General features: G+C 60.5%; 17 protein-coding genes and 1 pseudogene. 4 read left to right on the plus strand and 14 right to left on the minus strand.

The window, feature by feature from the left end; translation table 11 throughout:
- Window positions 1-38 precede the first annotated feature (38 nt).
- From RG836_RS06845 to RG836_RS06855, 3 genes are all read right to left on the minus strand, one after another.
- Complete coding sequence (locus RG836_RS06845; RefSeq protein ID WP_310844292.1) at window positions 39-2,069, minus strand: pyridoxamine 5'-phosphate oxidase family protein; 2,031 nt, start codon at window positions 2,067-2,069, stop codon at window positions 39-41.
- A 60-nt stretch (window positions 2,070-2,129) separates the two neighbouring features.
- Window positions 2,130-2,756: a glutathione S-transferase family protein gene (locus tag RG836_RS06850; protein ID WP_310844294.1), complete on the minus strand. Its 627-nt coding sequence runs from the start codon at window positions 2,754-2,756 to the stop codon at window positions 2,130-2,132.
- A gap of 125 nt (window positions 2,757-2,881) precedes the next feature.
- Window positions 2,882-3,784 (minus strand): LysR family transcriptional regulator, encoded by a 903-nt coding sequence (locus RG836_RS06855; RefSeq protein WP_310844295.1) that lies wholly within the window; start codon window positions 3,782-3,784, stop codon window positions 2,882-2,884.
- Between the two features lie 211 nt (window positions 3,785-3,995).
- On the opposite strand from RG836_RS06855, the gene RG836_RS06860 reads away from it, so the two are divergent.
- The 4 genes and pseudogenes from RG836_RS06860 to RG836_RS27280 all read left to right on the plus strand — a co-directional run bounded on the left by RG836_RS06860 (window position 3,996) and on the right by RG836_RS27280 (window position 7,543).
- Window positions 3,996-5,123, plus strand: coding sequence for a sensor histidine kinase (locus tag RG836_RS06860; RefSeq protein WP_310844296.1), 1,128 nt, complete (start codon window positions 3,996-3,998; stop codon window positions 5,121-5,123).
- Entirely contained in the window at window positions 5,120-5,770 is a 651-nt protein-coding gene (locus tag RG836_RS06865; RefSeq protein WP_310844297.1) for a response regulator transcription factor, read from the plus strand. Before RG836_RS06860 ends, RG836_RS06865 begins: the two co-directional genes overlap by 4 nt.
- A gap of 144 nt (window positions 5,771-5,914) precedes the next feature.
- A pseudogene (locus tag RG836_RS27275) lies at window positions 5,915-6,685 on the plus strand (MCP four helix bundle domain-containing protein); the annotation flags it as partial.
- Window positions 6,686-6,766: 81 nt separating this feature from the next.
- A complete protein-coding gene (locus RG836_RS27280) occupies window positions 6,767-7,543 on the plus strand; it encodes a methyl-accepting chemotaxis protein (protein WP_409078058.1) in 777 nt (258 codons plus the stop codon).
- Between the two features lie 241 nt (window positions 7,544-7,784).
- Here the strand turns inward: RG836_RS27280 and glmS are convergent, their stop codons facing one another.
- The 11 genes from glmS to atpB form a co-directional block, all read right to left on the minus strand.
- Window positions 7,785-9,617 carry a glutamine--fructose-6-phosphate transaminase (isomerizing) gene (glmS, locus tag RG836_RS06875; protein WP_310844300.1) on the minus strand — a complete coding sequence of 611 codons (1,833 nt, stop codon included), beginning with the start codon at window positions 9,615-9,617 and terminating at the stop codon, window positions 7,785-7,787.
- 1 nt (window position 9,618) lies between these two features.
- Entirely contained in the window at window positions 9,619-10,398 is a 780-nt protein-coding gene (locus RG836_RS06880) for a DeoR/GlpR family DNA-binding transcription regulator (protein ID WP_310844451.1), read from the minus strand.
- A 207-nt stretch (window positions 10,399-10,605) separates the two neighbouring features.
- On the minus strand, window positions 10,606-11,970 hold the full coding sequence (glmU, locus tag RG836_RS06885; protein ID WP_310844301.1) for a bifunctional UDP-N-acetylglucosamine diphosphorylase/glucosamine-1-phosphate N-acetyltransferase GlmU: 1,365 nt from the start codon (window positions 11,968-11,970) through the stop codon (window positions 10,606-10,608).
- A gap of 112 nt (window positions 11,971-12,082) precedes the next feature.
- Window positions 12,083-12,508 (minus strand): F0F1 ATP synthase subunit epsilon, encoded by a 426-nt coding sequence (locus RG836_RS06890; protein ID WP_310844302.1) that lies wholly within the window; start codon window positions 12,506-12,508, stop codon window positions 12,083-12,085.
- 44 nt (window positions 12,509-12,552) lie between these two features.
- Entirely contained in the window at window positions 12,553-13,932 is a 1,380-nt protein-coding gene (gene atpD / locus RG836_RS06895) for a F0F1 ATP synthase subunit beta (protein ID WP_310844303.1), read from the minus strand.
- Between the two features lie 27 nt (window positions 13,933-13,959).
- On the minus strand, window positions 13,960-14,820 hold the full coding sequence (gene atpG, locus RG836_RS06900) for a F0F1 ATP synthase subunit gamma (protein WP_310844305.1): 861 nt from the start codon (window positions 14,818-14,820) through the stop codon (window positions 13,960-13,962).
- Window positions 14,821-14,870: 50 nt separating this feature from the next.
- A complete protein-coding gene (gene atpA, locus RG836_RS06905) occupies window positions 14,871-16,415 on the minus strand; it encodes a F0F1 ATP synthase subunit alpha (protein WP_310844306.1) in 1,545 nt (514 codons plus the stop codon).
- A 21-nt stretch (window positions 16,416-16,436) separates the two neighbouring features.
- On the minus strand, window positions 16,437-16,973 hold the full coding sequence (locus tag RG836_RS06910; protein WP_310844307.1) for a F0F1 ATP synthase subunit delta: 537 nt from the start codon (window positions 16,971-16,973) through the stop codon (window positions 16,437-16,439).
- 12 nt (window positions 16,974-16,985) lie between these two features.
- Window positions 16,986-17,456 (minus strand): F0F1 ATP synthase subunit B, encoded by a 471-nt coding sequence (locus RG836_RS06915; RefSeq protein WP_008027535.1) that lies wholly within the window; start codon window positions 17,454-17,456, stop codon window positions 16,986-16,988.
- Window positions 17,457-17,512: 56 nt separating this feature from the next.
- Entirely contained in the window at window positions 17,513-17,770 is a 258-nt protein-coding gene (gene atpE / locus RG836_RS06920; protein WP_002555987.1) for a F0F1 ATP synthase subunit C, read from the minus strand.
- Between the two features lie 133 nt (window positions 17,771-17,903).
- Window positions 17,904-18,773, minus strand: a complete 870-nt coding sequence (gene atpB / locus RG836_RS06925) for a F0F1 ATP synthase subunit A (RefSeq protein ID WP_310844308.1) — start codon at window positions 18,771-18,773, stop codon at window positions 17,904-17,906.
- Window positions 18,774-18,775: the final 2 nt, after the last annotated feature.

Below are 18,775 nucleotides of genomic sequence, written 5' to 3' on the forward strand. Positions count from 1 at the left end.
GATGGTCAGGCATAGGCAGCGATCAGTTCAACGCCGGCTTACACATCCAACACCAAGGTCGGTGACCCTGCGGCCGGTATCGCGCAGCAAATCAATACCATGCCCTCCTCCGGAGTTTCCGCCGGTGGCAGTGGATAGTGCACCTGGCCGCTGATCAGTCGCGTGGCGCAAGTGCCGCAGGAACCGCCGCGGCAGCTGAATTCCGGTTGCAAGCCGCGGCTTTCCGCCAGTTCCAGCAGACTGCCGCCGTCCGGCTTCCAGCGCGCTTCCTTGGCCGAGCGTTCGAACATCACCGGCACCGATGTGGTAGCGGCGGGCGGTTGCTCGAACGCCACGGCATCAGGGTCCGGCACCCGGCGCAGGGTCGACGGGCCGAAGGTTTCGGCGTGGATCCGCGCGTCGCGGATGTCCATCGCGCGCAACTGGTCGTACAGCCCTTGGGTGAAGCTGCCAGGGCCGCAGAGCACGAAGTCCACTTCGTCGTAGTCATCGACTTCGGTCAGCGCCCTGAGCATCTCGCCGTCGATCCGCCCGACCTGATCGAAATCCTCGCCTTCGATGGCCTCCGGCTCTGGTTGGCTTAACAGCCGCGTCACCCGCACCGCGTCACCGGCGCCTTCAAGCAACTGATCCAGCTCGGCGCGGAACGGCTGATCGGCCAGAGTCCGCGAACTCTGCAAAAACCAGGTCGGGCGGATGTGCCGGGTGCGCAGGCCCTGGTAGACCACTTCGCGCAGCATCGACAGCAACGGTGTTACGCCAACCCCGGCGGCCAGTAACACCAGTGGCCGGCCCTCTTCCGCCGCGACGGTGAAATGCCCTTGCGGCGCCCGCGCCTCAATCACGTCGCCGACGTTGATCCGCTCGTGCACATGCCCCGACACCCGCCCGTCACGCTTGACGCTGATACGCAGGAAGGTGTCCGACGGCGCACTCGACACGCTGTAGGTGCGGATGTGCGTCTCGCCGTCGAGGTTGAAACGCAGCGGCAGATGCTGGCCGGCCTTGAATACCGGCAGGCCGGCGTCGTCCGCCGGCTCCAGGTACACCGAACGAATGTTCTGGCTCTCGCGCTCAATCCGCGCCACCCGCATCGGCCGCCAGGCATTGCCCAGGGCCTCGGCCTGCAAACGCGCAGCGACCTGTTCCCAATTGCCGGTCATCAGACTGTTGGGCGACATACCGTCGAAGCGCCAACGCAGCGACAACGCCGCCGGCCGCCGCACCACCTGCTCGACGTGAAACTTCCACAGCCGCTCGGCGCCTTGAAAAGCAGGGATCTGCGGACTGTCGAGAATGACCTCAGTGCGGCCGCTGAGTTGCAGCACATCGCCGCTGTAGAAATCGATAAACAGTAAACCGGCCCGCGGATTGAGCAGCAGGTTGCCCAGGGTGTTGAAGTGCAGGTTGCCGGCAAAATCCGGGATAGTCAGGCTTTCGCCATCGATGTGGACGAAACCCGGAAGGCCACCACGGTGCGACACGTCCACCGAGCGTTTGCCATCGACGTCCGCGTAGCTGGCGACGAAAAAAGTGTCGGCCTCCGCAATCATCGTGCGCGCGGCGTCATCCAGGCCTTCGAGAAACTGCGGCGGTCGCGTCAGCGGATCGCTGAGCGGCACGGTTTGGAATTGCCGCAGCTGGATGTATTGCGGGCAATTGCCGAATGCTTGCTCGACCGTCACGCTAAAACCATCGGCCGACAGTGAGGTCACCCGGCCATTGAGCCGATTGCGTCGACGGGTGTGCAGCTCAATGCCTAACAGGCCAATCGCCGCGCCGGGTTGCAGTTGCGCAGGGTCATCCGCCGCTGGCAGCCGGTCGAATTGCAGCAGACTCGGGTCTGGCGAATGGGCGAAACCCACCGGGCCATCAAGCAGGCTCGCCCAGGGATTGCCTTGGGCATCCACCGCGCCCAACAGCATGAACGGCAACTGCTGATAAAACTGCCGGTGCTGGTCGGGCATCAGGCTGCGGATCACCCGCTGGCCGAACGCTTCCATCCGCTCCGCGACACCCACGTGTTCCTGCAACTGCTTTTCGCCAGCGTGCCACGGTGATTGGTCCATTGCAGTTCTCCCTGCTTCGGCGCAGTGAAAAAATGGCCCGATGAACTCGGGCCGTGAAGGTCAGGCGGTCAGTTGCAGGCCAGCGACGGTGCGAGGCATGCCGACGAAACCAGGCAAGGCTTCGATGCGGGCCAACCAGGCGCGAACATTCGCGTAGTCGTCCAGCGACACGTTGCCTTCCGGCGCGTGGGCGATGTAACTGTAGCCGGCAACGTCGGCAATGGTCGGCTCGTTGCCCACCAGGTAGTCGGACTTGGCCAATTCCTGATCGATGATTTTCAACAGGGCGTGGGACTGGGCGATGGTTTCTTCGGCGTTGTACTGCGCACCGAACACCGTGATCAGCCGTGCACGGGCCGGGCCGGCAGCAATTGCGCCGGACGCTACCGACAACCAGCGCTGGACCTTGGCCGCACCGACCGGGTCGGTTGGCAGCCAGCGACCGTTGCCGTATTTCTGCGCCAGGTACACCAGGATGGCTGTGGAGTCGGCCAGTACCACGCCGTCGTCTTCGATCGCCGGCACTTGGCCAAACGCGTTGATGGCCAGGTATTCAGGCTGCTTGTGCGCGCCTTTGGCCAGGTCGACGAAGATGTTTTCAGTCGGCAGTTGCAGCAAGGAAAGCATCAGCTCGACGCGGTGAGCGTGGCCGGAACGGGGGAAATCGTAAAATTTGATGGCGCGCATGGTCGTCTCCGTTGGTGATGGCGACGCTCAGGTAGGTGGCGCCGATGGAGCTATCTTCCCCCGAGGACGGAATGAGGAGAATCACCACCATGCGCAAACCATTATTTCACTCTGTGCAATAACCCTTACTGGGTAAGGGTCGGGTCTTCGCGCAATGCCTTCACCACAAAATCGACAAAGCTGCGCACCCGCACCGGTGCCTTGCGTCCGCCCTGATACATCACGTGGATCGGCAAGGGCGGCATTTCGAACTCGGCCAGGACAATCTCCAGTTCACCCGCCGCTACCCGGCTCGCCACCTGGTAGGACAATACTCGGGTAAAGCCTAGTCCGAGGCTAGCGGCGTTGATGGCGGCCTGATTAGCGGTTACCACCAGGCGGGGTTCGGGCCGCACGCTCAAGGGTTCGCCATGGTCCTGAAAGGCCCAGGTGCGAAGCTGGCCGATGGAGGACGGCGCCACCACCGAACCATGCGTCAGGTCTTCCGGCCGTTGCGGCCGACCGTGACGGTTCAAGTAAGTCGGCGACGCGCAAATCACCCGCCGCACTTCCCCGACCCGCACGGCGTGCTGGTTGCTGTCGGGCAGCTCGCCGATGCGGATCGCCACGTCAACGCCCTCCTCGATCATGCTCACCGTGCGATCAAGCAACAGCGCGTTGATGCTCACTTCGGGATAGTGCTCCAGGTAACTGACCACCGCCGGGACCACAAACAACTCGCCAAACAGCACCGGCGCGGTGATGGTCAATTGCCCACGGGGCTGGGCGTGGCTGCCGGCGGCAGAATCCTCGGCTTCCTGGACCTCGGCGAGAATCCGCCGACAGTCTTCCATGTAGCGCTGGCCAGCCTCGCTGAGATTGACGGTGCGAGTGGTGCGGATCAGCAGCAAGGTGCCGATGCGTTGCTCCAGCGCCGCCACCGCCCGGGTGACGCTGGCCGCAGACATACCCAAACGCCGCGCCGCCGCTGAGAAACCCTGTTCCTGGGCAACGGCAACGAAGACCTGCATTTCCTGAAACCTGTCCATCGAGCGCACCTTGATCACGAGCTGTGGTGCAGAAGGTATGGCCCCGTGAGGCCGTCGGCAAGCGTTGATCTTCGCCGGCGGCTCGAACATCATCGCGCACCTGCCAGGCACCTCGCGGCCAGCCGCTGATTGCCTGGGACCACGCAAGGGTTTCATTGGCTCAAATCGCTCGGGCGCCCACAAGGCTTGCCTCGATATCCTGGAGTTCCGCATGTCCGCCAATCAGCCATCCGCTGGATTGACACGGCGCCTGTTGCTGACCGGCGCGTCACCTCATAGCCCTGCGCGAACCCGGCTGTTCCTGGTCAGCGCGACGCTCGCTGGCCTGGCGATCTTTGTGGTCGACTGCTTCACCTCACTGGACATCGCCATCGCCACGCTGCATGTGCTAGTGATCCTGATCTTCGCCAACATCCTGTCCACCCAAGGCGTGTTGTTGGTCACGGCGGTGTGCTCCGCCATGACAGTGCTGGCCTGGCTCATTGGCCACGGCGATGACTGGGCCTTGTCGGCCGCGCTGCGCTGCCTGATCAGCGTCTGTGTGATCTGCACGGCGTGCCTGCTGACACTGATGAACAAGCGCCAGCGCCGCCGCGTCGAGGAACGACTGCTGCGCCGCGAAGCGCAATTGGTGCATGCCACGCGCTTGAACACCCTGGGTGAACTGGCGGCGTCGATTGCCCATGAGATCAGCCAGCCATTGGCGGCCGTCGGCTTCAATGGCGAGGCTGGGCTGCGCTGGCTCGACCGGCCAAACCCCGACCTGGGCAAGGTACGTTACGCACTCGAGCAATTGATGGAGGGCAATCGCCGCGCCAGTGAGGTGGTCGAGCATATCCGCGCGATGTCCCGCGACAGCCGCACCGAACCGCAGTGGGTCGACCTCGGTGAACTGGCGGCGCAGTCGCTGCAGATGCTTGAACAGGAAGCACGTTGCCGACGCGTCAGCGTGACTACCGATGTGCCGGCCTGTTTGCCGCCGCTGCTGGGCGATCGCATCCAGCTTCAGCAACTGTTCATCAACTTGCTGATGAATGCGCTGCAAGCCATGACCCATGACGACATCCACGATCGTCGATTGCATGTCCGGTTGTCCCATGCTGATGACCAGCAGCTCAACGTGAGCGTCGAGGACAGCGGCCCGGGCATCCGCGAACAGCATCTGCCACGGCTGTTCGACGGCTTTTTCACCACCCGCGCCGATGGCCTCGGTCTGGGGTTGTCGATTTGCCGGACCATCGTCGACAGCCATGGCGGCAGGATCTGGGCCGGCAACCGCCCGCAAGGCGGTGCCGCGCTGAGTTTCTCTCTGCCCGTGACCAAGGACGTGGGCCGATGACCCGTGCAGCCTTGCCCGACGCCCCGTCGGCAGCAATGATCTACATCGTCGACGACGATGCGCACCTGCGCGCGTCGCTGGTCAACCTGCTGGAATCCAGCGGCCATGAAGCGGTGATCAGCTTCGACAGTGCCGAGGCCTTCCTGCGGTTCGAGCGGCCGGACGTCAACAGTTGTCTGATTCTCGACTTGATGCTCGGCGAGGGCAGCGGCCTGCACCTGCAAGCGCAGTTGCAGCAGGACGCCCCGCCTCTGCCGATTATTTTCATGAGCGGTGTGGGCTCCATCGCCGTCAGCGTCCAGGCAATGAAAGCCGGCGCCGAGACCTTCCTGACCAAACCCTTGCGCCAGAACGAACTGCTCGACGCCGTGGAAACTGCTCTGGCCAAAGACCGCCAGCGCCGCGCGTCGTGCAGTACCCTCAAGCAACTGCGCGCTCGCCACCAGACCCTGACACCCCGCGAGCGGCAGACCATGGCCTTGGCCATCACCGGGCTGTTGAACAAGCAAATCGCCGACCGCATGGGCATCAGCAACATCACGGTGAAGATCCATCGCGGCCACGCGATGAAAAAAATGGGCGCGCGCACCTTCGCTGACCTGGTGCGCATGGGCGAAGCACTGGGCATCGGGCCGGCACCGTTCTGAGCTTACCTATACCTCGGTATTATTTTTGATTGGCTGTCGGCGCGCTAATGTCACGTCGCCATCACCGAGGTAAGACCCTCGGCTCACAGCCAGTTACCTTCGATACGTCGCGCCCTGGCTCTCACATACATAGGGGTCATGCGCATGTTGTTACGAAAAATCAGTATCGGAAAACGAGCCGCAGGCGGCTTTGCCGCGATCACCTTGACGCTGCTGTTGATCGGCGTGCTGTGCCTGATGCAAATGGCCGCGCTGAATAATGCCAGCCATCAGATCAACGAATTCTGGCTGTCCGGCATCACCACTCTGCAAAAGCTCAACGGCGGGATCTCCACTGTGCGCCTGGAAAGCCTGCGGGTGCGCACCACCGATGACGCCGCCGCGCGGCGCCACAGCGAGCGCCTGATCACCGACGCCCGCCAGAGCATCGACAGCGTGCTGGCCAGCTACGCCCGACGCGACAACACCCCTGAAGAACGTGCGCTGACCGACGCCCTGAAAAAAAGCCTGGGCGGTTATTTCCAAGCGCTCGACCAAGTGCTGGCGCAAATGAACGCGGCTGAGGCAGATGCTGCGTTGATTCATCGAATGAGCGCGGTGATGGTGCAGCTCGGGGCCGAGACCAACCAATCGATGCAAGCGCTGATCAGCCTCAATGAAAGCGGCGCCGACCAAGCCGCACGTCGCAGTGAAGCGGATTATCTGGCGATGCAGCGGCTGGTGGCGATCCTGTTACTGGTCGCGGTGCTGGCCACGGTAGCGCTGGCCTGGGCCCTGACGCGCAGCATCGTTGCGCCGATCCGTCAGGCCTTGGCGGCGGCACAGACGATCGCCGACGGCGACCTGAGCCAGCCGATTCACATTGAGGGGCAGGACGAGCCCGCGAAATTGCTGGAGGCCATGCGCCTGATGCAGGACAACCTGCGCGGCACCATCCGCCATATCAGCGACTCGGCCCAGCAACTGGCGACCGCCACCGAAGAAATGAGCACGGTGATGCAACACAGCACCCGCGACCTGCAAAAGCAGAACGAGGAAATCGACCAGGCCGCCACCGCCGTCACCGAAATGAGCAGCGCGGTCGATGAAGTGGCGAACAACGCCACCTCAACCTCGGAGCTGTCGCGCGAGTCCGACCTGCAAACCCAGGAGGGCCACCAGCAGGTGTCGCAGACGATCGAGCTGGTGCAGAACCTCGCGCGGGAAGTGGTGGCAGCGTCGCAGCAGGCGCAAAGCCTGTCGGTGCAGGCGCGGGACATCAGCGGCGTGCTCGACGTGATTCGCAACATCGCCGACCAGACCAACCTGCTGGCGCTCAATGCCGCCATCGAAGCGGCCCGGGCCGGGGAGAACGGTCGCGGGTTTGCCGTAGTGGCGGATGAAGTGCGTTCGCTGGCGTTGCGCACCGCCGCGTCGACCATGGAAATCGAAAGCATGATCCAGTCGATCCAGAACGGCACCCAGGCCACCGTCACGGCCTTGTCCAGCAGCGCCGACCATGCCGGCCAGACCCTGGAGCGCGCCCATGCCGCTGGCGAAGCGCTGGCGCAAATCACCTTGGGCATTTCGCAGATAAACGAACGCAACCTGGTCATCGCCAGCGCCGCCGAGCAACAGGCGCAAGTGGCCCGGGAAGTCGACCGCAACCTCACCAGCATCCGCGAGCTGTCGCTGCAATCGGCCACCGGCGCGACCCAGACGCAAGTCGCCAGCCATGAATTGTCACGGTTGGCGGTGCAGCTCAATCAAACCGTGGTGCGTTTCGCGCTTTAAGCTGGCGTATTTGTGGCGAGGGAGCTTGCTCCCGCTGGGGCGCGTAGCGGCCCTGAATCCTGTACACGCGGTGTTCCTGACACACCGGGCTAAATGGTTTTGGGCCTGCTGCGCAGTCCAGCGGGAGCAAGCTCCCTCGCCACAGGGGATCACCCTGAACTCGACTACTGGAAAATCGAAGACATGAAAAAAGCCCCTGGGATCAGGGGCTTTTTGTTTTAGCGACACAGCTGTGGATAACTCACTCCACCGTCACAGACTTCGCCAGGTTACGCGGCTGGTCGACGTCGGTGCCTTTGAGGACGGCGACGTAGTACGACAGCAGTTGCAGCGGGATGGTGTAGAGGATCGGCGAGAGGATGTCGTGGATGTGCGGCATCTGCACGACGTGGGTGCCTTCGCCGTTGCTCATGCCGGCCTTCTCGTCCGCGAAGACGATCAATTCGCCGCCGCGGGCGCGGACTTCCTGCAGGTTGGATTTGAGTTTCTCCAGCAGCTCGTTGTTCGGCGCCACGGTGACCACCGGCATGTCGTTATCCACAAGCGCCAGCGGGCCGTGCTTGAGTTCGCCAGCCGGGTAGGCTTCGGCGTGAATGTAGGAGATTTCCTTGAGCTTGAGCGCTCCTTCCATCGCCACCGGGAATTGTGCGCCGCGGCCAAGGAACAGGGTGTGGTGCTTCTCGGCGAACAGCTCGGCGATTTTCTCCACGGTGCTGTCCATGGCCAGGGCTTCACCCAGGCGAGTTGGCAAGCGACGCAGTTCTTCCACCAGTTCGGCTTCGACGCCTGCGGCCAGCGAGCCACGGACCTGGCCCAGAGACAGGGTCAGCAGCAACAGTCCCACCAGTTGCGTGGTGAACGCTTTGGTCGATGCCACGCCGATTTCGCGGCCGGCCTGGGTCAGCAGGGTCAGGTCGGATTCACGCACCAGCGAGCTGATGCCGACGTTGCAGATCGCCAGGCTGGCGAGGAAGCCCAGTTCCTTGGCATTGCGCAGGGCCGCCAGGGTGTCGGCGGTTTCACCGGACTGGGAAATGGTCACGAACAACGTGTCGGGCTGCACCACCACTTTGCGGTAGCGGAACTCGCTGGCCACTTCGACCTGGCACGGGATGCCAGCCAGTTCTTCGAGCCAGTAACGGGCAACCATGCCGGCGTGATAACTGGTGCCACAGGCAACGATTTGCACGTTACGCACTTTGGCGAACAGCTCGGCCGCTTGTGGGCCGAACGCCTGGACCAGCACTTGATTCTGGCTCAGGCGACCTTCAAGGGTGCGCTGGACCACGGCCGGCTGCTCGTGAATTTCCTTGAGCATGAAGTGGCGGAACTCACCCTTCTCGGCGGCTTCTGCCCCGTCACGGTACTGCACCGTCTCGCGCTCGACGGCGCGGCCGTTGACGTCCCAGATTTGCACGCTTTCACGCTGGATTTCGGCGATATCACCTTCTTCCAGGTACATGAAACGGTCAGTCACCTGGCGCAGGGCCAGTTGATCGGACGCCAGGAAGTTTTCCCCCAAGCCCAGCCCAATCACCAGCGGGCTGCCGCTGCGGGCCGCAACCAGCCGATCCGGTTGGCGCGCACTGATCACCGCCAGGCCATAGGCGCCGTGCAGTTGCTTGACGGTCGCCTTAAGGGCGTCGGCCAAGTCAGGAATGTCTTTGAGGGTGTGGTGCAGCAGGTGCGCGATGACTTCCGTGTCGGTGTCGGAGGTGAACACGTAGCCGAGGGCTTTAAGTTGCTCGCGCAGCGCTTCATGGTTCTCGATGATGCCGTTGTGCACCACGGCCAGGTCGCCGGAGAAGTGCGGGTGCGCATTGCGCTCGCAGGGTGCGCCGTGGGTGGCCCACCGGGTGTGAGCGATGCCGAGGCGACCGATCAGCGGCTCCAGGGCCAGGGCTTGTTCCAGCTCGCTGACCTTGCCCGGACGGCGCATGCGCTCGAGTTTCTCGTCCTGGGTGTAGACCGCCACACCGGCACTGTCGTAGCCGCGGTATTCAAGGCGCTTGAGTCCTTCGAGCAAAATCGCAGTGATATTCCGTTCAGCTACTGCGCCGACAATTCCACACATGCTATTTCTCCTGGCTGACAGCCGCGCAGATCAAAGTGATGCCGCGGGCCTGAATCTGATCGCGGGCCTCAATGCCCAGGCGATCATCGGTAATAAGGGTATGGACGCTGCCCCATGGCAGTTCCAGATTGGGGATCTTGCGGCCGATCTTGTCGGATTCGACCATCACTACGACTTCGCGTGCCACTTCGGCCATCACTCGGCTCAGGCCCAGCAATTCGTTGAAGGTGGTGGTGCCGCGGACCAGATCGATGCCATCGGCGCCGATAAACAACTGGTCGAAGTCGTAAGAGCGTAGTACCTGCTCGGCGACCTGCCCCTGGAAAGACTCGGAATGGGGGTCCCAGGTGCCGCCGGTCATCAACAGCACCGGCTCGTGTTCAAGTTCGCTGAGGGCGTTGGCGACGTGCAGGGAATTGGTCATCACCACCAAACCTGGTTGCAGGCCGAGTTGCGGAATCATCGCCGCCGTGGTGCTGCCGCTGTCGATGATGATCCGCGCGTGTTCGCGGATGGTTTTCACCGCAGCACGGGCAATGGCTTGCTTGTACTGGGAAACGGGCTGGCCGGGGTCGGCCACCAATTCCTGCGGCATGGTGATCGCTCCGCCGTATCGGCGCAGCAACAGGCCGTGGCTTTCGAGCGCGGCGAGATCTTTGCGAATGGTGACTTCCGAGGTTTCAAAACGCTTGGCCAATTCGTCCACGCTCACTTCGCCCTGCTCGTTGAGCAACGCAAGAATGTTGTGACGACGTTGAGGGGTATTGCGCTTAGACATGATCGCTTAAGTTTCGATTCGAAAGATAACGGAAGCAATCAAAACCTATTGGCGAAACTTCGTCAACCCGGCAGCGGAAAAATAAGCAGGAGGCCATTCGCAAACAGGCTCGCTGCCACTGGATGTTGCCACCGTGTGGGAGCGAGCCTGCTCGCGAGTGCAGCGGGTCAGCCTGTGAATAACTCAAGCCGGATGACGCTTGTGGATAACTTACTTTTTAACTTTCTCCGGCCGTTTCCAGCCATCGATATTCTTCTGGCGCGCACGCCCGACCGCCAATTGCGCTGCATCGACATTCGAGGTAATGGTCGAACCCGCCGCCGTGGTTGCCCCATCCAAGATATCCACAGGTGCCACCAGGGAGTTGTTGGAGCCGATAAACACATCCGCGCCCATCACGGTTTTCCACTTGTTCACGCCGTCATAGTTGCAAGTGATGGTGCCGGCGCCAATGTTGGTGCGGGCGCCAACCTCGGCGTCGCCCAAGTAGGTCAAGTGACCGGCCTTGGCGCCTTCACCCAGGTGAGCATTCTTCAGTTCGACGAAGTTACCCACATGGGCCCGGGCGTCGAGCACGGTGCCCGGACGCAATCGCGCGAACGGGCCGGCATCGCTGCCCTCACCCAGCACTGCGCCGTCAATGTGACTATTGGCCTTGATCACCACGCCTTTGTGCAGGGTGCTGTCCTTGATCAAGCAATTCGGGCCGATCACCACGTCGTCCTCAATCACCACGCGACCTTCGAGGATGACGTTGATGTCGATCAGCACGTCGCGGCCTACGGTGACTTCACCGCGAACGTCGAAGCGCGACGGGTCACGCAGGGTGACGCCCTGGGCCATCAAACGGCGGCCGGCACGTAATTGATAATGGCGCTCCAACTCGGCCAGTTGCTTGCGGTCGTTGGCGCCCTGCACTTCCATGGCGTCCACCGGTTGCTCAGTGGCAACCACCAGGCCATCGCCGACGGCCATCGCGATGACGTCGGTCAGGTAGTACTCGCCCTGGGCGTTGTTGTTCGACAGGCGGCTCATCCAATCACCCAGGCGCGCGGAAGGCACGGCGAGGATGCCCGTGTTGCCTTCGGTGATTGCGCGTTGCGCCTCGTTGGCGTCTTTCTGCTCGACAATCGCGGTCACCTTGCCGGCCGAGTCACGGACAATGCGGCCGTAACCGGTCGGGTCCGCCAGCTCGACGGTCAACAGCCCCAGTTGCTCGGGGCCGGCCTGCTTGAGCAGACGTTGCAGGGTTTCAACTTCAATCAGCGGCACATCGCCGTAAAGGATCAGCACGGTGTCAGCGCTGATGAACGGCACAGCCTGGGCTACAGCGTGCCCGGTGCCCAGCTGCTTGTCTTGCAGCACAAAATTCAGATCGTCAGCCGCCAAGCGCTCACGAACCGCCTCGGCACCGTGGCCGATCACCACATGAATGCGCTGTGGATCGAGCTGCCGAGCGCTGTGGATAACATGCCCCAACATCGAATTGCCGGCGACCGGATGAAGAACCTTTGGCAACGCCGAGCGCATGCGGGTGCCTTGACCGGCGGCGAGGATAACGATTTCTAGTGACATGACTGGCTTCCAATCCTGGGTGGTCAGCAACTGCGACCGGGGTTTGAATTCGGAAAAGAAAAAAGGGTAGCCGAGGCTACCCTTTTTAATCAATCACACAACAAGTGACGGCTTAACCGCCAAACTTCTTGCGGATCTGCTGGACGGTGCGCAGCTGAGCTGCAGCCTCGGCCAGGCGTGCGGCCGCAGAGCCGTAATCGAAGTCTGCGCCTTTTTCATTCAACGCCTTCTCGGCAGCCTTAACGGCTTCCTGAGCAGACGCTTCGTCCAGATCGGCAGCACGTTGCACGGTATCGGCAAGTACTTCGACCTTGTTCGGCTGAACCTCGAGGAAACCGCCGGAGATGTAGAACACCTCGCTTTCCCCGCCCTGCTTGATCAGGCGAATTGGACCTGGTTTCAGATTAGTGAGCAGCGGCGCGTGACCCATGGCGATACCAAGATCACCCAGTTCACCGTGCGCAATCACCATCTCGACCAGACCGGAGAATATTTCCCCTTCCGCGCTGACGATATCGCAATGGACTGTCATAGCCATCTGATTGCCTCAACCTAATGAGCGCCCGTTGCCGGGCGCCAGGATTACAGTTTCTTGGCTTTCTCGATCGCTTCTTCGATGCCGCCGACCATGTAGAACGCTTGTTCTGGCAGGTGGTCGTAGTCACCGTTGAGGATGCCTTTGAAGCCAGCAATGGTGTCTTTCAGGGAAACGTATTTACCCGAGGCACCGGTGAAGACTTCAGCCACGAAGAACGGTTGCGACAAGAAACGCTGGATCTTACGAGCGCGGGATACCAACTGCTTGTCGGTTTCCGACAGTTCGTCCATACCCAGGATCGCAATGATGTCCTTCAGTTCTTTGTAACGCTGCAGAACATACTGTACGCCGCGAGCGGTGTCGTAGTGGTCCTGACCGATCACGTTCGGGTCCAACTGACGGGAGGTCGAGTCCAGTGGGTCAACCGCTGGGTAGATACCCAGGGAAGCGATGTCACGGGACAGAACGACGGTGGCGTCCAAGTGGGCGAAAGTGGTCGCTGGCGACGGGTCGGTCAAGTCATCCGCCGGTACGTATACCGCCTGGATCGAGGTGATCGAACCGTTCTTGGTCGAAGTGATACGCTCTTGCAGAGTACCCATCTCTTCGGCCAGGGTCGGCTGGTAACCTACTGCGGAAGGCATACGGCCCAGCAGTGCGGATACTTCAGTACCGGCCAGGGTGTAACGATAGATGTTGTCGACGAACAGCAGAACGTCGTTACCTTCGTCACGGAACTTCTCGGCCATGGTCAGGCCAGTCAATGCCACGCGCAGACGGTTACCCGGCGGCTCGTTCATCTGACCGTAAACCAGTGCCACTTTGTCCAGAACGTTGGAATCCTTCATCTCGTGGTAGAAGTCGTTACCCTCACGAGTACGCTCACCCACACCGGCGAACACGGAATAACCGCTGTGCTCGATGGCGATGTTACGGATCAGTTCCATCATGTTTACGGTTTTGCCTACACCGGCACCACCGAACAGACCGACTTTACCGCCCTTGGCGAACGGGCAAACCAGGTCGATAACCTTGATGCCGGTTTCCAGCAGGTCGTTGCCGCCCGCTTGTTCAGCGAAGGATGGCGCAGGACGGTGAATGCCCCAGCGCTCTTCGGTGTCGATTGGACCGGCTTCGTCGATCGGGTTGCCGAGGACGTCCATGATCCGGCCCAGGGTCGCTTTACCGACCGGTACCGAGATGGCTGCGCCGGAGTCAGTGACTTCCAGACCGCGCTTCAAGCCCTCGGTGGAACCCATTGCAATGGTACGAACCACGCCGTCGCCCAGCTGCTGCTGAACTTCGAGAGTGGTGCCGGCATCGCTTTTTACACTCAAAGCGTTGTAGATGCTCGGTACGCTGTCGCGTGGGAATTCCACGTCGATAACGGCGCCGATGATTTGAACGATACGTCCGCTACTCATAGCTGGATCCTCTGAATATTTGAACCGTTAAACCGCGGCAGCGCCGCCGACGATTTCCGAGATCTCTTGGGTGATCGCAGCCTGACGCGCCTTGTTGTAGATCAGCTGCAAATCGCTGATCAAATCACCGGCGTTGTCGGTAGCGTTCTTCATCGCGATCATCCGCGCCGCTTGTTCAGCAGCGTTGTTCTCGACCACCGCCTGGTAGACCTGCGACTCCACGTAACGGACCATCAAGCCGTCGAGCAGCTCCTTGGCATCCGGTTCGTAGAGATAGTCCCAGTGGTGCTTGAGTTGCTGATCCGGGGTCGCCACCAGTGGAATCAATTGCTCCACGGTAGGCTGCTGCGTCATGGTGTTGATGAACTTGTTGGACACCACGGACAGGCGATCAATACGGCCTTCCAGGTAAGCATCCAGCATCACCTTGACGCTGCCGATCAAGTCATTGATCGACGGTTCTTCACCCAGGTGGCTGATAGCTGCGACGACGTTACCGCCGAAGTTGCGGAAGAAAGCCGCACCCTTGCTACCCACGACACACAGATCGATCTCGACGCCGTTTTCGCGGTTTACCGCCATGTCCTTGACCAGGGCCTTGAACAGGTTGGTGTTCAAGCCACCGCACAAACCACGGTCACTGCTCACCACAACGTAACCAACGCGCTTGATGGCGCGGTCGATCATGAATGGGTGGCGATATTCCGGGTTGGCGTTGGCCAGATGACCAATAACCTGGCGGATGCGCTCCGCGTAAGGACGGCTAGCAGCCATGCGCATTTGTGCCTTGCGCATTTTGCTGACCGCCACTTTTTCCATGGCGCTGGTAATCTTTTGCGTGCTTTTGATGCTCGCAATCTTACTGCGAATCTCTTTTGCGCCTGCCATGTAACACCTATCAGGTTAGCAAGCGGGAGCCTTGCGGCTCCCGCTGCGGCTTACCAGGTTTGGGTGGCCTTGAACTTCTCGATACCGGCTTTCATGCCAGCGTCGATTTCGTCATTGAAGTCACCCTTCACGTTGATCTTCGCCATCAAATCGGCGTGATCGCGGTTGAAGAAAGCAATCAGCGCTTGTTCGAAGCTGCCGATCTTGGCGATTTCAACGTCAGTCAGGAACCCACGCTCAGCGGCATACAGCGACAGCGCCATGTCAGCGATCGACATCGGTGCGTATTGCTTCTGCTTCATCAGCTCGGTAACGCGCTGACCATGCTCAAGTTGCTTACGGGTCGCTTCGTCCAGGTCAGAAGCGAACTGGGCGAATGCCGCCAGTTCACGGTACTGAGCCAGAGCGGTACGGATACCACCGGAGAGCTTCTTGATGATCTTGGTCTGAGCGGCACCACCCACACGGGATACCGAAACACCGGCGTTCACAGCAGGACGGATCCCGGAGTTGAACATGGCCGATTCCAGGAAGATCTGACCGTCGGTGATGGAAATCACGTTGGTCGGAACGAACGCGGAAACGTCGCCAGCCTGGGTTTCGATGATCGGCAGTGCGGTCAGGGAACCGGTTTTGCCGGTCACTGCGCCGTTGGTGAACTTCTCTACGTATTCTTCCGAAACGCGGGATGCGCGCTCCAGCAGACGGGAGTGGAGATAGAACACGTCGCCTGGGTAGGCTTCACGGCCTGGTGGACGGCGCAGCAGCAGGGAAATCTGGCGGTAAGCCACTGCTTGCTTGGACAGATCGTCATAAACGATCAGTGCGTCTTCACCGCGGTCGCGGAAGTATTCACCCATGGTGCAACCGGAGTACGGAGCCAGGAACTGCAGTGCTGCAGATTCCGAGGCGCTCGCGGCCACGACGATGGTGTTAGCCAGCGCGCCGTTTTCTTCCAGCTTGCGAACCACGTTGGCGATGGTCGATTGCTTCTGACCGATCGCGACGTAGACGCAGAAAATGCCGCTGTCTTTCTGGTTGATGATCGCGTCGATCGCCAGAGCGGTTTTACCGATCTGACGGTCACCGATGATCAGCTCACGCTGGCCACGGCCGACAGGGATCATGGCATCGACTGCCTTGTAGCCAGTCTGTACAGGCTGGTCTACCGACTTACGCCAGATCACGCCTGGAGCAACTTTCTCGACCGCATCGGTCTCGGTGTTGTTCAGCGGACCTTTGCCGTCAACTGGGTTACCCAGTGCATCGACTACGCGACCCAGCAGTTCCTTACCAACCGGAACCTCCAGGATGCGGCCAGTGCACTTGGCGCTCATGCCTTCAGCCAGAGACTGGTAGGAACCGAGTACAACGGCACCTACGGAGTCTTGCTCCAGGTTGAGAGCCATACCGTAGACGCCGCCCGGAAACTCGATCATCTCGCCGTACATTACGTCGGCCAGACCGTGAATCCGCACGATGCCGTCAGATACGCTGACGACAGTGCCTTCGTTACGGGCTTGGGAGGTCACATCGAGCTTGTCGATGCGGCCCTTGATAATTTCACTTATTTCGGAAGGATTGAGTTGCTGCATTGCTCTGCTGCCCCTTCAAACTCAAGATTTCAATGCTTCGGCAAGGTTCGCGAGTTTGCCGCGAATCGAGCCATCGATTACCAGGTCGCCGGCGCGGATTACGACACCACCGATTAAGGCGGCATCCTCCGACGCGTGCAGGCGCACTTCCCGGCCGAGCCGTGCACTGAGAACCTTGGCGAGTTTGTCTTGCTGTTCTTTGTCCAATGCGAAAGCACTGATGACGTCCACGTCTACCGACTTCTCTTGTTCAGCCTTGTACAGGTCAAACAGAGCGGCGATCTCCGGCAGAAGCGGGAGACGGTCGTTTTCGGCAACGACATGAATGAAATTCTGTGCCTTGGCATCGAACTTGTCGCCACACACGTCAATAAACGTGGTGGCCTTATCTGCGCTCGTCAGACGCGGGGCCTTGAGCACGCGCTGCATGGTGTCGTCTTGCGACACTGCTGCAGCCAGGCCGAGCATGGCTGACCAAGAGGCCAGTTGCTGGTGGGCCTGGGCGTGCTCGAAGGCTGCCTTAGCGTAAGGTCGGGCCAACGTGGTCAGTTCTGCCATGATCGCCCTCGCTTAAATTTCAGCAGCCAGTTTGTTAACCAGCTCCGCGTGCGCGTTTTGATCGATTGTGGCACCCAGGATCTTCTCGGCGCCGCCGACGGCCAGTGCACCCAGTTGGGCACGCAGCGCATCTTTGACACTGTTCAGTTCCTGCTCGATCTCGGCTTGAGCCTGAACCTTCACACGGTCAGCGTCGATACGGGCCTTTTCAACGGCCTCTTCGACGATCTGGTTACCGCGTTTCTTGGCTTGCTCAATGATCTCGGCTGCCTGAGCTTTAGCTTCGCGCAGTTGTTGACCCGCTTTATCTTGGGCCAATTCCAGGTCGCGAGCTGCTCGGGCGGCAGCGTCCAGTCCATCCGCGATCTTCTTCTGACGTTCGTGCAAAGCCGCGATGACCGGAGGCCACACGAACTTCATGCAAAACAGTACAAAAATGAAGAACGCAACGGACTGGCCAATCAGGGTTGCATTAATGTTCACGCCAACACCTCGCTCGTTCGTTGCACATCACACCAATCACTCGAAGGTTCGAGTGATTAGCCAGCGAGTTGACCAACGAATGGGTTCGCGAAGGTGAAGAACAGAGCGATACCAACACCGATCATGGTTACGGCGTCGAGCAGACCGGCAACGATGAACATTTTGACTTGCAGCATTGGAACCATTTCTGGCTGACGCGCTGCGCCTTCCAGGAACTTGCCGCCCAACAGGCCGAAACCAATTGCGGTACCCAGTGCGCCCAGGCCGATCAACAGTGCAACAGCGATAGCGGTTAGACCAACTACAGTTTCCATCTTTCCTCCCGACTTTTACGTCGTATGGTTTAGGTTTTTTAGATTTTAAAGCGGTAAAACAAATCGTTTCATAGCCCTCAACGGGCCCCCTCTCGTTTGACCGAGAGGGACATCAGACTAGTCGAGACTGGCCTTAATGGTTCTCTTCGTGCGCCATCGACAGATAAACGATAGTCAGCATCATGAAGATAAACGCCTGCAGGGTAATGATCAGGATGTGGAACACAGCCCACGCCCACTGCAGTACTACGCCCAGGCCGCTAAGCCAGAGCAGACCGCTGCCGAACATCACAGCGATCAGAATGAACACCAGCTCGCCAGCGTACATGTTGCCGAACAGACGCAGTGCCAGCGAAATTGGCTTGGCGACCAGCGTCACGAACTCCAGCAGGAAGTTCACCGGGATCAGCAGGGCTTGAACGAAGATGTTCTTGCTGCCGAACGGGTGCAGGGTCAGTTCGCCGATGAAGCCGCCGATGCCCTTGACCTTGATGCTGTAGAAAATGATCAACGCGAACACCGACAGGGCCATGCCCAGGGTCGCGTTCGGGTCAGTGGTCGATACGGCACGGAATGGAATGTGCGCATCGCCAGAGATCAGGATGGCGAGCTGAGGAATCCAGTCGACCGGGATCAGGTCGACGGCGTTCATCAGGAACACCCAGACGAAGATGGTCAGCGCCAGCGGTGCGATCACCGGGCTACGGCCATGGAAGCTGTCTTTCACGCTGCCATCGACGAATTCGACCAATACTTCAACGAAGTTCTGCAAAGCACCAGGCTGACCGGAAGTCGCCTTCTTCGCCGCCATGCGGAAAAGAAGAACGAAGATCAGACCCAACGCGACCGACCAGCCGAGGGTATCGACGTGGAAAGCCCAGAAGCCCATTTCCTTGGCTTCTGCTGCGGTGTGGGCAAAACCCCACCCGCCAGTTGGGTGCTGACCGAAGGTCAGGTTCTGCAAGTGGTGCTGGATATAGCCCGAAGCGGTTGTTTCTGCCATGG

It is taken from the genome of Pseudomonas rhizozeae (assembly GCF_031583775.1).
Taxonomy (GTDB): Bacteria; Pseudomonadota; Gammaproteobacteria; order Pseudomonadales; family Pseudomonadaceae; genus Aquipseudomonas.